This is a genomic window from Pseudomonas sp. NPDC089422, from assembly GCF_044749405.1.
Taxonomy (GTDB): Bacteria; Pseudomonadota; Gammaproteobacteria; order Pseudomonadales; family Pseudomonadaceae; genus Aquipseudomonas.
Genome location: NZ_JBIVHW010000016.1, coordinates 1 through 11,245, shown reverse-complemented (window position 1 = coordinate 11,245; position 11,245 = coordinate 1). Strand labels below are relative to the sequence as shown.

The 11,245-nt window shown below is 65.7% G+C and carries 12 protein-coding genes and 1 pseudogene; 5 read left to right on the top strand and 8 right to left on the bottom strand.

Annotated elements, in window-relative coordinates; genetic code table 11:
- Positions 1 to 42 precede the first annotated feature (42 nt).
- Positions 43 to 363 carry a hypothetical protein gene (locus ACIPZ8_RS24805; protein WP_400728883.1) on the bottom strand — a complete coding sequence of 107 codons (321 nt, stop codon included), beginning with the start codon at positions 361 to 363 and terminating at the stop codon, positions 43 to 45.
- A 265-nt stretch (positions 364 to 628) separates the two neighbouring features.
- Between ACIPZ8_RS24805 and ACIPZ8_RS24800 the strand changes: the two genes are divergently transcribed.
- From ACIPZ8_RS24800 to ACIPZ8_RS24790, 3 genes are read left to right on the top strand one after another with little or no spacing between them, the layout of a single operon-like run.
- A complete protein-coding gene (locus ACIPZ8_RS24800) occupies positions 629 to 1,291 on the top strand; it encodes a TetR/AcrR family transcriptional regulator (protein WP_400728880.1) in 663 nt (220 codons plus the stop codon).
- Positions 1,292 to 1,336: 45 nt separating this feature from the next.
- Complete coding sequence (locus tag ACIPZ8_RS24795) at positions 1,337 to 2,854, top strand: MDR family MFS transporter (RefSeq protein WP_400728878.1); 1,518 nt, start codon at positions 1,337 to 1,339, stop codon at positions 2,852 to 2,854.
- Between the two features lie 54 nt (positions 2,855 to 2,908).
- Positions 2,909 to 3,385, top strand: a complete 477-nt coding sequence (locus ACIPZ8_RS24790) for a hypothetical protein (RefSeq protein ID WP_400728875.1) — start codon at positions 2,909 to 2,911, stop codon at positions 3,383 to 3,385.
- Here the strand turns inward: ACIPZ8_RS24790 and ACIPZ8_RS24785 are convergent.
- The 5 genes from ACIPZ8_RS24785 to ACIPZ8_RS24765 form a co-directional block, all read right to left on the bottom strand.
- Positions 3,375 to 3,716 (bottom strand): cupin domain-containing protein, encoded by a 342-nt coding sequence (locus ACIPZ8_RS24785; protein ID WP_400728873.1) that lies wholly within the window; start codon positions 3,714 to 3,716, stop codon positions 3,375 to 3,377. The genes ACIPZ8_RS24790 and ACIPZ8_RS24785 overlap by 11 nt on opposite strands.
- 65 nt (positions 3,717 to 3,781) lie before the next feature.
- Positions 3,782 to 4,573 carry a sugar phosphate isomerase/epimerase family protein gene (locus tag ACIPZ8_RS24780; protein WP_400728870.1) on the bottom strand — a complete coding sequence of 264 codons (792 nt, stop codon included), beginning with the start codon at positions 4,571 to 4,573 and terminating at the stop codon, positions 3,782 to 3,784.
- Entirely contained in the window at positions 4,570 to 5,310 is a 741-nt protein-coding gene (locus tag ACIPZ8_RS24775; RefSeq protein WP_400728867.1) for an SDR family NAD(P)-dependent oxidoreductase, read from the bottom strand. Before ACIPZ8_RS24775 ends, ACIPZ8_RS24780 begins: the two co-directional genes overlap by 4 nt.
- Positions 5,307 to 6,656: an MFS transporter gene (locus tag ACIPZ8_RS24770; protein WP_400728864.1), complete on the bottom strand. Its 1,350-nt coding sequence runs from the start codon at positions 6,654 to 6,656 to the stop codon at positions 5,307 to 5,309. The genes ACIPZ8_RS24775 and ACIPZ8_RS24770 overlap by 4 nt, the downstream gene beginning before the upstream one ends.
- 41 nt (positions 6,657 to 6,697) lie before the next feature.
- Positions 6,698 to 7,525, bottom strand: coding sequence for an amidohydrolase family protein (locus ACIPZ8_RS24765; RefSeq protein WP_400728861.1), 828 nt, complete (start codon positions 7,523 to 7,525; stop codon positions 6,698 to 6,700).
- A gap of 146 nt (positions 7,526 to 7,671) precedes the next feature.
- On the opposite strand from ACIPZ8_RS24765, the gene ACIPZ8_RS24760 reads away from it, so the two are divergent.
- Positions 7,672 to 8,625, top strand: coding sequence for a LysR family transcriptional regulator (locus ACIPZ8_RS24760; RefSeq protein WP_400728859.1), 954 nt, complete (start codon positions 7,672 to 7,674; stop codon positions 8,623 to 8,625).
- Positions 8,626 to 8,939: 314 nt separating this feature from the next.
- Here the strand turns inward: ACIPZ8_RS24760 and ACIPZ8_RS24755 are convergent, their stop codons facing one another.
- Complete coding sequence (locus ACIPZ8_RS24755; RefSeq protein ID WP_400728857.1) at positions 8,940 to 10,199, bottom strand: ATP-binding protein; 1,260 nt, start codon at positions 10,197 to 10,199, stop codon at positions 8,940 to 8,942.
- A complete protein-coding gene (locus tag ACIPZ8_RS24750; protein ID WP_400728854.1) occupies positions 10,196 to 10,888 on the bottom strand; it encodes a response regulator in 693 nt (230 codons plus the stop codon). The genes ACIPZ8_RS24755 and ACIPZ8_RS24750 overlap by 4 nt, the downstream gene beginning before the upstream one ends.
- A gap of 178 nt (positions 10,889 to 11,066) precedes the next feature.
- Here ACIPZ8_RS24750 and ACIPZ8_RS24745 point away from each other — a divergent pair.
- A pseudogene (locus ACIPZ8_RS24745) lies at positions 11,067 to 11,245 on the top strand (outer membrane assembly protein); the annotation flags it as partial.

The window sequence follows — 11,245 nt, the reverse complement described above, 5'->3', positions numbered from 1 at the left end:
GCCTTCTGGATCAGGCGAGCCTGCTGATCGGATTACCCTGGATCACCTGCACATGCGCTTCACGGCGCGCACTGCAGCCGCCTGGAACACCTTGCGCATGGCCTCCAGCTGTTCGGGCGACAGCACCTTGGCACAGGTCAGGCCCTGCAGGAAGCCGATACCCCAGCCTTTGGTTGCAGCCAGCTCCTGGCGGTTCTCGCTGTCGGCGATATCACCCAGGTGCAGCGCTGCAGGGTGTTCGTAGCGGTCTTCCAGCGCCAGTTTGCGCAGTTCCTCCAGCGCTACCTTGAACTCGGCAGCGGCAACATCGTCCAGGCCCAGGTGCTCGTACTGCAGCAGGCTCAGACGGTCGGTGGCGGTCATCTTCGAATCTCCGTTTCACAGTAAAAGGAGCAGGTGCAAGGAAATCACCAGTCAGCCGCGGCGCATCCGGGTGCCGGCGAAGGTGGTGTCGATTACCCTGCTGTATACCACAATTAGGGCCTCTCCCCTAGCGGCGTGCGCCATCCGGGTGCAACGCAGCGACACCGTCTGTCGCTGGCTCGTGGCGATCATTAAATTTAAATTGAATTTAATTTAAAACGCGATCACGCTGCTTGTCATTGCACCGACTCGAGAGCAGCGCATCATGGCCACCACACCACGCGAACCGCGCAAGGATGGCGAAGCCACCCGCACACGCATCCTCCAGGCCGCTGGCGAACTGTTCGCCGCCGTAGGTTATGCCGAAGCCAGCAACAAGGCCGTCGCCGCCAAGGCCGAGGTCGACCTGGCCTCGATCAACTACCACTTCGGCAGCCGCAGCGGCCTGTACCTGGCAGTGCTCGACGAAGCACGGCGGCGCTTCCTGGACATCAGCGACCTGCAGCGGATCACCCTCGGCGAGCAACCAGCGGCGGACAAACTGCGGGCACTGGTCGAACTGGTCGTGCGCAAGGCCACGCAGCGTCGCGACAACTGGCACCTGCGCGTGCTGGCGGCGGAAATCCTCGCACCCAGCCCACACGGCCAGGCCCACATGCAAGCCGAGGCACCGTTGAAGCTGTCGCTGCTCAAGGGCCTGTTCAGCGAAATCACCGCCATCCCCCAGAGCGACCCGGCACTGACCCGCTGCATCCTGTGTGTTACCGCACCCTGGGCGATGCTGCTGATCGGCCCGCGTGGGTCCACCGGGACCCTCCACGAAATCCTCGGCATGCCGGCCGAAGACGTGTCTGCCCAGCTGTTCAGCTTCGCCCTGGCCGGCCTGCAGGAAGCCGGCCGCCAGCACGCCCAGGGCAAAGGCTGCTGACCGCACATGGACGCTCAATCGCACCCCCAGGCTCAAGGCAACGGCATGCAACCGACACCCGCTGACGCGCCCTCCTCCGTCAAGGCCGAACCAGGCACCCAGGCCTCCATCCCGCTGCTGCTCGGCGCCCTGATGCTGGTGATGTTCCTCGCCGCACTGGACCAGACCATCGTCTCCACCGCGCTGCCGACCATCGTCAGCGACCTCGGCGGGTTGCGCTGGCTGTCCTGGGTGGTCACGGCCTATTTGCTGGCGTCCACCGTGGTGGTGCCGCTTTACGGCAAGTTCGGCGACCTCTACGGGCGCAAGCGCGTCCTGCAGATCGCCATTGCCTTGTTCCTGCTCGGCTCGGTGCTGTGCGGGCTGGCCCAGGACATGACCCAGCTGGTCCTGTTCCGCACGTTGCAAGGCCTGGGCGGCGGCGGCCTGATGGTGGTGGCCATGGCGGCCATCGGCGACGTCATTCCGCCCGCCGAACGGGGCCGCTACCAAGGCCTGTTCGGTGGCGTGTTCGGCCTGGCCACCGTGGTTGGCCCGTTGATTGGCGGGTTTCTGGTCGAACACCTGTCATGGCACTGGATCTTCTTCATCAACCTGCCGCTGGGCCTGCTGGCCGTGGTGGTGATCGGCAGCGTGTTCCGCCCGCACGTGGCCCCGGTCAAGCATGTGGTCGACTACATCGGTGCATTTTTCCTCACCGTCACCCTGGGCGCGCTGGTGCTGATTACCAGCCTGGGCGGCGGCTTGCTGCCCTGGGCCTCGCTGGATGTGCTGTGCCTGGCGCTGTTCGCCGTCATCGGCCTGGTCGGTTTCGTGTTTGAACAACGCCGTGCGGCCGAGCCGATCATGCCGCTGCACCTGTTCCGCCACCGGACCTTCGTGCTGGCCGGGTTGATCGGGCTGATTGTCGGCGTGTCGCTGTTCGGTTCGGTGACCTTCCTGCCGCTGTACATGCAGGTGGTCAAGGACGCCTCGCCCACCAGCGCCGGCCTGCAGATGCTGCCGTTGATGGGGGGGTTGCTGGTGGTGTCGGCGATTACCGGGCGGCTGATCAGTCGCTGGGGGCGCTACCGGGTGTTCCCGATCGTTGGCACGCTGCTGCAGGTGGTCGCCCTGGGCCTGCTCAGCCGCCTGGAGCTGGACACACCGATGTGGCGGATGAACCTGTACATGGGGCTGCTGGGCGCGGGCCTGGGCATGGTGATGCAGGTGCTGATCCTGGCGGTGCAGAACAGCGTCGAACGGCGCCACATGGGCGTGGCGACCTCCGGGGCCACGCTGTTCCGTTCGATTGGCGGTTCGGTGGGGGTTTCGGTGTTCGGCGCGTTGTTTTCCCATGCCCTGCTCGATGGCCTGCCGAGCGATTTCGCGGCAGGCAGTGGCGGTGCCGCGAGCCTGTCGCCGACGGCGGTGCATGCCTTGGCGGCGTCACTGCAGCAGGCGTATCTGGAGGCGTTCTCCGGGGCCATGCATGGGGTGTTCCTGGTGGCGGCGGTGATTACCTGTGTGGCCTTTGCCTTGTCCTGGCTGCTGCGCGAGGTACCGCTGCGTACAACCCATTGAGCACAGCACCCAGCTATGCTGTGAGATGCGATTCCTATCCGGTGGAGGTGTGCAATGCGTGCGTTCACGTGGAGTTACGTACTGATAATGCTGTGTGCTGCTTCAGCAGCCCAGGCCCAGTCGGTGGTGCCGCTCAAGGGCCAGAGCAGCCAGCAGATGCAGCTGGACATCAACGACTGCAACAGCGTGGCGACCAACGCCGCGAACAGCGCCAGCAGCGGTTCTTCTGGCAGCCATGTCGGCGGCAGGGTCAAGGGCGCGGCGGCCGGTGCCGCAGCCGGTGCGGTTGGCGCCCAGGTGCGCGGCAATCAGCATGACGAGGTGTATGACCGGGTCAGTGACGATGCCAAGCAGGAATACCGGCAGAACCGTGCCGGCCAAGGGGCCGCCGCCGGTGCTGCGGTAGGCGCCTCGCGGCAACGCCAGGAACGCCGCGAAGACCGGCGCAACCAGGGCCAGGCGCAAAGTTCGGCGCATGCCAGCGCCTACAGCGGGTGCCTGCAGGGGCGTGGTTACCAGGTCAACCCTTGACGATGTCGACCGAGATCTCCACCGCCGTCACTGTGCCGCGATTTTCCAGCCAGTGCGTGGTGTTGTGGTCTTCGGGCCAGCCGACACCAGGGCCGTAGTCGGTGGCTTGGCCATTGCGGTGGTCGGTGATGGTGCCTTGCAGGATGAACACCGTGCCGGGCCGGTCCTTGTGATCATGGACCGGCCCGAACACGCCGCCCGGGGCGATGGTCACCTTGCGCATGCGCAACTGCCGGCCCGCCATGCCTTCGATTTCCGGCCCCAGATCGACCGTTGCCAGTAACTCCACCGTCACGCCTCGGGTGTCGGGTGCTGCCTGTTCGTTGTTCATGGGGTGCGCTCAGTGGGGTGTCATCTATCAGTGAAGCGCGCTTTGCTGATGTTTGCCTCAATGCCTCAGTTGCGGCTAAACCAGGATCGGGTAGCTTCATAGGCCGCTTCAAGTCCCATCTCAGGCGTAAACAGCGCCGAAGGTGTCTCCACACTGACCTGCACATCGGCTGGCAATGCATTCAGCAGTGCGATCAACGGCAATTGCCCGTCCCCCGGCAACAACCGCCCTTCCCGTGCCTCCTGAATGATCAACGCCTCGACCGGCGCCTGCAGCGGCGCATCGCACAACTGCACCGCCCGCAGGTAACGCGGGTCAATCTGGGCTAGCGCTTGCTCATCCCCACCCGAGCGATACAGGTGCAGCGCATCCACCAGCACCCCACCATTCCCCTGCCCGGCCCCGGCCACCACGGCCACCGCTTGCTGCACGTTCGCCACCGCCCGCCAGCGCATGAACTCGAGGTCCACGCGCAGGTCGTAGCCACTGGCCAACTCACAGAGCGCCGCAAAAGTGTGGGTAAGCCGCACCGGGTCGTCGTCATCCCCTGATACGGTAAGGCTGACGGCCCCCAGCTCAGCCCCCGCCGCCAGCAATGCCTCGCATTCGGCGACCTGCAATTGCGCAGTGAGCGACACGAACTCGATATCGCTCACCCGCATGCCCTCGCCCGCCAGCACCCGCTGCAGTTCACGGGCAGCGGGGCTACCGACTGGTTGCGGGTAGGCCAGCGCGCCCGGCATTACCGGATGCAGGCGCAGCCCCACGCTACTGAACCCGGCTCGCGCCGCCTCTCGCACCAACACCGCCGGCGCCAGGTCCAGCGCCGTCAGGTGGGCAACCCCCAGCGGCCTCAATAGGTTGCCCTCCCGCCACTGAGGTCGAACACGAACCCGGTGGTGAAGCTGCATTCCGGCCCGGCGATCCAGGTCACCATGTTGGCGATCTCATCCACCTTGAGGAAGCGCCCCATGGGGATCTTGGCCTTGCTGGCGGCGATGTGTTCCGGGGTCATTTCCGCCATCAGCGGGGTCTCGACCATGGCCGGGGCAATACAGTTGAGCAGCACGCCGTCCTGGGCCAGCTCCTTGGCCGCCGCCTTGGTAAAGGCGATGACACCGGCCTTGGCCGCCGAGTACGCCGAGATGTACTGCACGCCGTCCTTGCCGGCCATCGAAGCGACGTTGACGATGCGCCCATAGCCGCGCTCACGCATGTGCGGGATGGCGGTGCGGCAGCAGTAGAAGACACCGTTGAGGTCGATGGCGATAACCTTGTCCCAGGCTTCTGGCGGGTACTCCCAGGAGGCGACCACCGGGCCGTTGATACCGGCGTTGTTGACCAGGATCTCGACCTGGCCGACATGGGCCAGCGCTTGGCCGAAAGCAGCCTCCACCGAAGCCAGCGAGGATACATCCACGGCCTGGCGCAGCACCGGCTCGAAGCCGTTTTCAGCAGTGTTCCAGCCATCGACCGCGAGGTCCCAGATCACCACCTGGGCGCCGGCCCGGTGCAGGCGCTGGGCGATGGCCAGGCCGATGCCGCGCATGCCGCCGGTGACGATTGCAGTTTGCCCGTGCAGGGGTTGGCTCATTGTCTTGCTCCATTTTCAACAGAAGGGATATCCGGCAGGCGACGCAGGTCGCGCACCATGAACAGGTAGCACAGCGCACCCAGCGCGGTGATCGTCGAGACGAAGGCCAGCGCCCAGACGAACGAGCCGGTGGCGCTGACGATCAGGCCGATGGTCAGCGGGGTGACGATGCCGGCCGCGTTGGCGAACAGGTTGAACAAGCCGCCGCTCAGGCCCAGCAGCCCTTTGGGCGCAATGTCGGACACGATCATCCAGGCCAGGGCCGACATGCCTTGGGCGAAGTACGCGACACAGAGAATGCCGATCACCAGCACATCCGACTCGACATAGTTGGCCAGCACGATGATCGATGCGGTCAGCAACCCGGCAATCACCGGCAGCTTGCGCGCGAGGTTCAGCGAGTAGCCCCGGCGCAGCAACGCATCGGAAATCCAGCCGCCGACCAGCGTGCCCAGCGACGCGGCAATGAACGGCAGCACCGCCACCCAACCCACCTTGAGCCAGGGCATGTGGCGCTCGGTGACCAGGTAAGTGGGGAACCAGGTCAGGAAGAACACATTGGTCGAGTTGCAGGCGAACTGCCCCAGGCAGATGCCGAGCATGTTGCGGTGCTTGAGCAGCGCCGGGATCTGCGACCAGTGGAACTGCGTGGCTTTCTGCCCACCATCGACCACCCCGCCGCCGGCGGCGATGTAGTCGAGCTCTGCCTGGTTGGCCGAAGTCGACTGGTGCGGCTCGTGGTACTTGCGCCACCACACCAGGCCATAGAGGATGCCCAGCAGCCCCACTGCCATCAGCAGGAAGCGCCAGCCATAGGCATGCAGCACCCAGAACAGCAACGGCGTCAGGAACGCAAGCCCCGTGTACTCGGCAAAGGTGTAGATGCCGGTTGCCCGGGCCCGCTCGCGCTGCGGGAACCAGGTCGCCACCACGCGGCTGTTGGTGGGGAAGCACGGCGCCTCGGTCACGCCGACCAGAAATCGCATGCCCAGCAGCGACAGAAAGCCCTGGGCCAGGCCCTGCAGGCCGGTGAACAGCGACCACAGGGTCAGCGCCAGCCAGTAGGTGAACTTGGTACCGAGGCGGTCGATAAGGATGCCGCCGGGGATTTGCGCAGCGGCGTAGGTCCAGGAAAACGCCGAGAAGATCACCCCCATCATCGCCGCGTTCAGGCCCAGGTCGGAGCTGATGCTCGGGGCGGCGATGCCCATCACGCTGCGATCCAGGTAGTTGATCATGGTGCCACCGGAAATCAGCGCCAGGATCATGAAACGGGTCCGGGTGCGTTGTTGCGCGCGCGCCGGGGTGTCGAACACCCCGACGCCGATTGGCTGCTCAGTGCTCATGGCGATTGCTCTCTTGTTATTGGAATGGCAAGTGCTGCGAATCAGGCAAAACCGAACAGGCGCCGCGGGGTGTCCCACATGACCTTGCGGCGCAGACGGGCGTCCGGCATCAGGCGTTCGGCCAGTTTCAGCAGCGGGCCATAGTCGACCCGCGCCTGCTGGCGGATGAACGGCCAGTCCGAGCCCCACACGCAGGCATCCGGGCCGAACGCATCGAGCAGCACCCGCACGTAGGCGTGGCTTTGCTCATACAGGCCATCGGCATCGGCAAACTTCTGCATGCCTGACAGCTTGACGCTGGCCCGCCCGCTGCGGGCCAGCCGCAGCAGGGCCTGGAAGCCGGCTTGGCGCAGGCCGGCGGCGGCATCCGGGCGGCCACAATGGTCGATCAACAGGCGCGCCGAGGTACCCTCGACCAGCCATTGCAGGTCCAGCAACTGGTCTTCGCAGACCTGAACCTGGGCGAACATGCCCAGTTCGGCCAGCTTGCCGAACAGCGGCTCGGCATCACGCATGCTCGCCACGCCGTACAGTGCCGGGTTGAAGGCGACACCGACCACGCCCTGTTCGCGCAACGCCGCCAGGGCGTCCAGGCCGATCTGCCACTCGACCACCGCAACCCCCTTGAAGCGCCCGTGGCCAGCCGCCAGGGCGTGGAGCAGCAGGCCATTGTCGGTGTGGTAGCCGCTGTTCGGTTGCACCAGCAAGGCATGGCGCACGCCATAGGCGTCCATCACCTGGCTGAACTGGGCCAGGGTAGCGACCTCCTGGCCGGAGGGCGCGTAAGGCGCATTGGGGTGGTAAGCGAAATGTGCGGGGTCAAACAAATGGTTATGGCAGTCGATCTTGGGTTCGTCGTAGATGTTCAAGCTCGGTTCCTTCAAGCGCCGCTGCGCTTGCCTGCAGATCTTGTTATTGTTCGCCGCCAGGGCGATTTGCCTGGGCTCACGATACTGCGGGCGGTTGCAGAGCGCTCATACACAGATGGCGAAGACCATAACCGGAGGTAATACCCATGCTCGCTGGCCAGGAACGTACAGACGGCAGTGCCATGGTGTTCAAGCTGCGGCACATGGAGGTGTTCCGGGCGGTGATGCTGACCGGCTCGATCAGTGCCGCCGCGAAGCTGCTGTATGTCTCGCAGCCGGCAGTGAGCAAGCTGATCGGCTACATCGAAGGGCGCCTGAGCTACCGATTGTTCGAGCGCATCAACAACCGCCTGGTGCCCACGGCCGAAGCGCAGGTCCTTTATCGCGAGGTCGAACGGGTGTACCAGGCGGCGCTGCAGGTCAACGAGTGCGCGCTGTCCCTGGCCTCGGGCGGCCAGCGCAAGCTGCGAATTTCCTGCAGCGCCTCGCTGTCGACAGTGGTCATCCCCACGGCGCTGGCCCAGCTCAAGCGCGAATCGCCGTCACTGCAGATCGAGTGGCAGACCTCGCTCATGCATGCCATGCCCTACCAGATCCTGTCGAAAACCGTCGACCTGTCGATCGCCGCGTTGCCGGTGATCCACGACCACCTGCACTCCCAGGCCTTCATGCGCGGGCGGATGGTGGTGGTGATGCCGGCCGACCATGCCCTGGCGCAAGCCTCGTCATTGACGCTGAAACAGCTGCAGGGCCATGCGCTGTTGCTGTTCCGCCCGGACATGCCGTTCGGCCAGCTGTTGGCCGAACATATCCAGCGGCGCGGCCTGCAGCTGGATTCACTGCTGTCGTTTACCAATGCCAACGAAGCCGTGGCCCTGGTCAAGCAGGGCATGGGCATCACTGTGATCGACGAGTTCGTCGCGCAGGACAGCGGCCTGCGGGTGGTGCCCCTGGTCGACGAGATCCATTTCGATATCAGCTTCGTCTATTCGCGCTTCGAGCCACTCTCGCAGTCGGCGCTGCACCTGATGCGGGTACTGCATGATCAGGCGTTGAAGCTTGAGCGTGGGATCGACGGGTTCACGCTGGACCCGGCTTGAAGTGTTTGAGGGCTGCAAGGTGTCCACCGAAGCACATTCGGCGCCTGTGAGATCGAGCGCCGCCCGCGCGGCGCATCGCAGGCAAGCCTGCTCCTACATCTGTTTCGGGCCAGTGAGTCCTGTGGCACAGGCGCGCGTACCCCTTGGCGTATGGCTCGATATCGTGTCGTACAAACAAGGGACCGCGCGCCAATGGATGCAGGAGATACTGGCCCGAAACAGATGTAGGAGCAGGCTTGCCTGCGATGCGCCGCGCGGGCGGCGCTCCATCTCACGGGTGGCAAAGCTGTTGTGGCGAACACGTCCCAGCCCCCTCACCCCAGGCGCGGCAACAGGATGGCCACGCTCAAGCCACCCGCCCCGCCCGACTTCGCGCTGATACTGCCCTGGTGCAGCCCGATGGCGCGGCGGGCGATGGCCAGGCCCAGGCCGAAGCCATCGGCGCCGCTGTGCCCGCCCCGGTCGAACGGCTCGAAGATGCTCTGCAGGCGAGCCGGCTCGACCCCAGGGCCCTGGTCGACGATATGCACCTGCAACTGCTCCCCACCGCCCACCAGCCTCGCCTCGACGCGCACTTCGCTGCCCGGCGCGGTATAGCGCACGGCGTTGCGAATCACGTTCTCGAAGGCGCGGTACAGCAACTCCTCATGGCCACGGGTGACGAAAGTGCCGGCGCCCAGCAAGCTGACCTGCGCCTGCTTCATCCCCGCCTCGAAACGGGCGTCCTCGACAATCTGCGCCAGCACCTCGACGGCATCCAGCTCGCCATGCTCGCTTTGGCCGTGTTGCGACTGAACCCGCGCCAGAGTCAACAGCTGCTCGATCAGGTCATCCATGCGCCGCGATTCGCGTTCGATGCGCCCAAGCATTTCCTCACGCTCGGGCTGCTGGCGCAGCAGCCCGATGGCGACATGCAGGCGGGTCAGCGGCGAGCGCAGTTCGTGAGAGATATCGTGCAGCAGTTGCTGCTGCGCTTCGACCAGCGCCTTGAGCTGCCCGGCCATGCGGTCGCAGTCTTCAGCCAGTTCGACGATTTCGTCGCGCCGCCGCCCCAGGCGCGGGCGCACGCGCACGTCGAAACGACCCTGGGCCACCTGGCCCATGGCCTCGCGCAGCCAGGTCAACGGCCGGGTCAGGTAGAGGCTGCAGAGCAAGGCGAACACCGCACTCATCAGCGTCCCGGTCAGCAACGGGCCCATGCCCCGCGGCCGTGGCGCTTCGTCCAGGCGGGTGGCCACCGACGCCCGCAGCACCAGGGCCTGGCCGCCTTCGTCGAGCAGTGCCCGTTCAAAGCGCGGCTCGGCCACGGCGCGGCCGGCCAACAGGTGGCCGGTGCCGTCATACAGGCCCACCTGCACCTCCGGCGGCTGCGGCGACACCTGCAGGTACTGGCGGCCGGCCTGTTCGCCATAACGGTGCAACAGGTTCAGTTCAGTGGCCAGCATCGAGCGCAGCCCGGGGGTGTCACCGCGCAGGTCATCGAGCATGAAGGCCCCGGCACCGACCAGGAAGGTCAGGCTGTTGGCCAGCCAGAAGGCCAGGAACAGCTTCCAGAACAGGCGCCGGCGCATCATTCGACGATCAGCATGTAACCCATGCCCCGCACGCTCTGGATCCAGCTGCTGCCATCGTCACGCGGGCCGAGCTTCTGGCGAATGCTGCTGATGTGCACGTCGATGCGCCGGTCGTAACGGGTCAGTGGCCGGCCCAGGGCGTTCAGCGACAGGTCCTGCTTGCTCACCAACTGGCCGGCCTGACGGACCAGGGCTTCGAGCAGGCTGAACTCGGTACCGGTCAGGTCCAGCGGTATCGGCCCCCATTGCGCCTTGCGCCGCCCGGGCCACAGGGTCAGCGCGCCTCGGCCGATGGACTCGGCACCCTGGCTTTCGGCCAGCATCTGTGGCTGCACCCGGCGCAGGATCGCCCGCAGGCGTGCCACCAGTTCACCCGGTGAGCTGGGCTTGGGCACATAGTCGTCGGCGCCCAGTTCCAGGCCCGCGATGCGGTCGATGTTGTCACCCCGTGCGGTCAGCAGCAGCACCGGCACCTGGCTGCGCGCACGAATGCGCCGCAGCACTTCGATGCCCGAGATGCCCGGCAGCATCACGTCCAGGACCACCAGGCGGTAAAGCCCGCTCAAGGCACGGGCCTCGCCCTCCTCGCCGGTGGCCACGGCGGTGGCCTGGAAGCCCTCGCGGGCCAGGTACAGGGCGAGCATTTCAGTCAGTTCGCGGTCGTCGTCGACCAGCAGTACGGGGATCATGATGGGTCAGGTGCCAGGTTCTGCAAAAGCCGCATGATCGCCCCGTCGTAGCGGGCCGTGGGCGAACTTTACACATCTTTACCCTCGGTTAACCGCGCCGAACACAGCCCGCCCGTATGCTCATCGCCCGCTTCCCGGCAGCCCCGTGCTGCTCTTCTACGCCCGCCTGGAACCCTCGATGAACTACCCGCGACTGTTGTTCTCCATCCTGCTGCTCAATGCCTCCATGGCCCAGGCCGCGTCGTTCAGGATCGCCGACATCCGCGTCAACGGCCTGCAGCGGGTATCCGCTGGCAGCGTGTTCGGCGCCTTGCCGCTCAACGTTGGCGACCAGGCTGACGACCGCCGCCTGGTGGA

Excerpts from the sequence above, each read along its gene's own strand:
- ACIPZ8_RS24805 (WP_400728883.1), bottom strand. The coding sequence starts at position 363 with ATGACCGCCACCGACCGTCTGAGCCTGCTGCAGTACGAGCACCTGGGC.
- ACIPZ8_RS24800 (WP_400728880.1), top strand. The coding sequence starts at position 629 with ATGGCCACCACACCACGCGAACCGCGCAAGGATGGCGAAGCCACCCGC.
- ACIPZ8_RS24795 (WP_400728878.1), top strand. The coding sequence starts at position 1,337 with ATGCAACCGACACCCGCTGACGCGCCCTCCTCCGTCAAGGCCGAACCA.
- ACIPZ8_RS24790 (WP_400728875.1), top strand. The coding sequence starts at position 2,909 with ATGCGTGCGTTCACGTGGAGTTACGTACTGATAATGCTGTGTGCTGCT.
- ACIPZ8_RS24785 (WP_400728873.1), bottom strand. The coding sequence starts at position 3,716 with ATGAACAACGAACAGGCAGCACCCGACACCCGAGGCGTGACGGTGGAG.
- ACIPZ8_RS24775 (WP_400728867.1), bottom strand. The coding sequence starts at position 5,310 with ATGAGCCAACCCCTGCACGGGCAAACTGCAATCGTCACCGGCGGCATG.
- ACIPZ8_RS24770 (WP_400728864.1), bottom strand. The coding sequence starts at position 6,656 with ATGAGCACTGAGCAGCCAATCGGCGTCGGGGTGTTCGACACCCCGGCG.
- ACIPZ8_RS24760 (WP_400728859.1), top strand. The coding sequence starts at position 7,672 with ATGCTCGCTGGCCAGGAACGTACAGACGGCAGTGCCATGGTGTTCAAG.
- ACIPZ8_RS24755 (WP_400728857.1), bottom strand. The coding sequence starts at position 10,199 with ATGATGCGCCGGCGCCTGTTCTGGAAGCTGTTCCTGGCCTTCTGGCTG.
- ACIPZ8_RS24750 (WP_400728854.1), bottom strand. The coding sequence starts at position 10,888 with ATGATCCCCGTACTGCTGGTCGACGACGACCGCGAACTGACTGAAATG.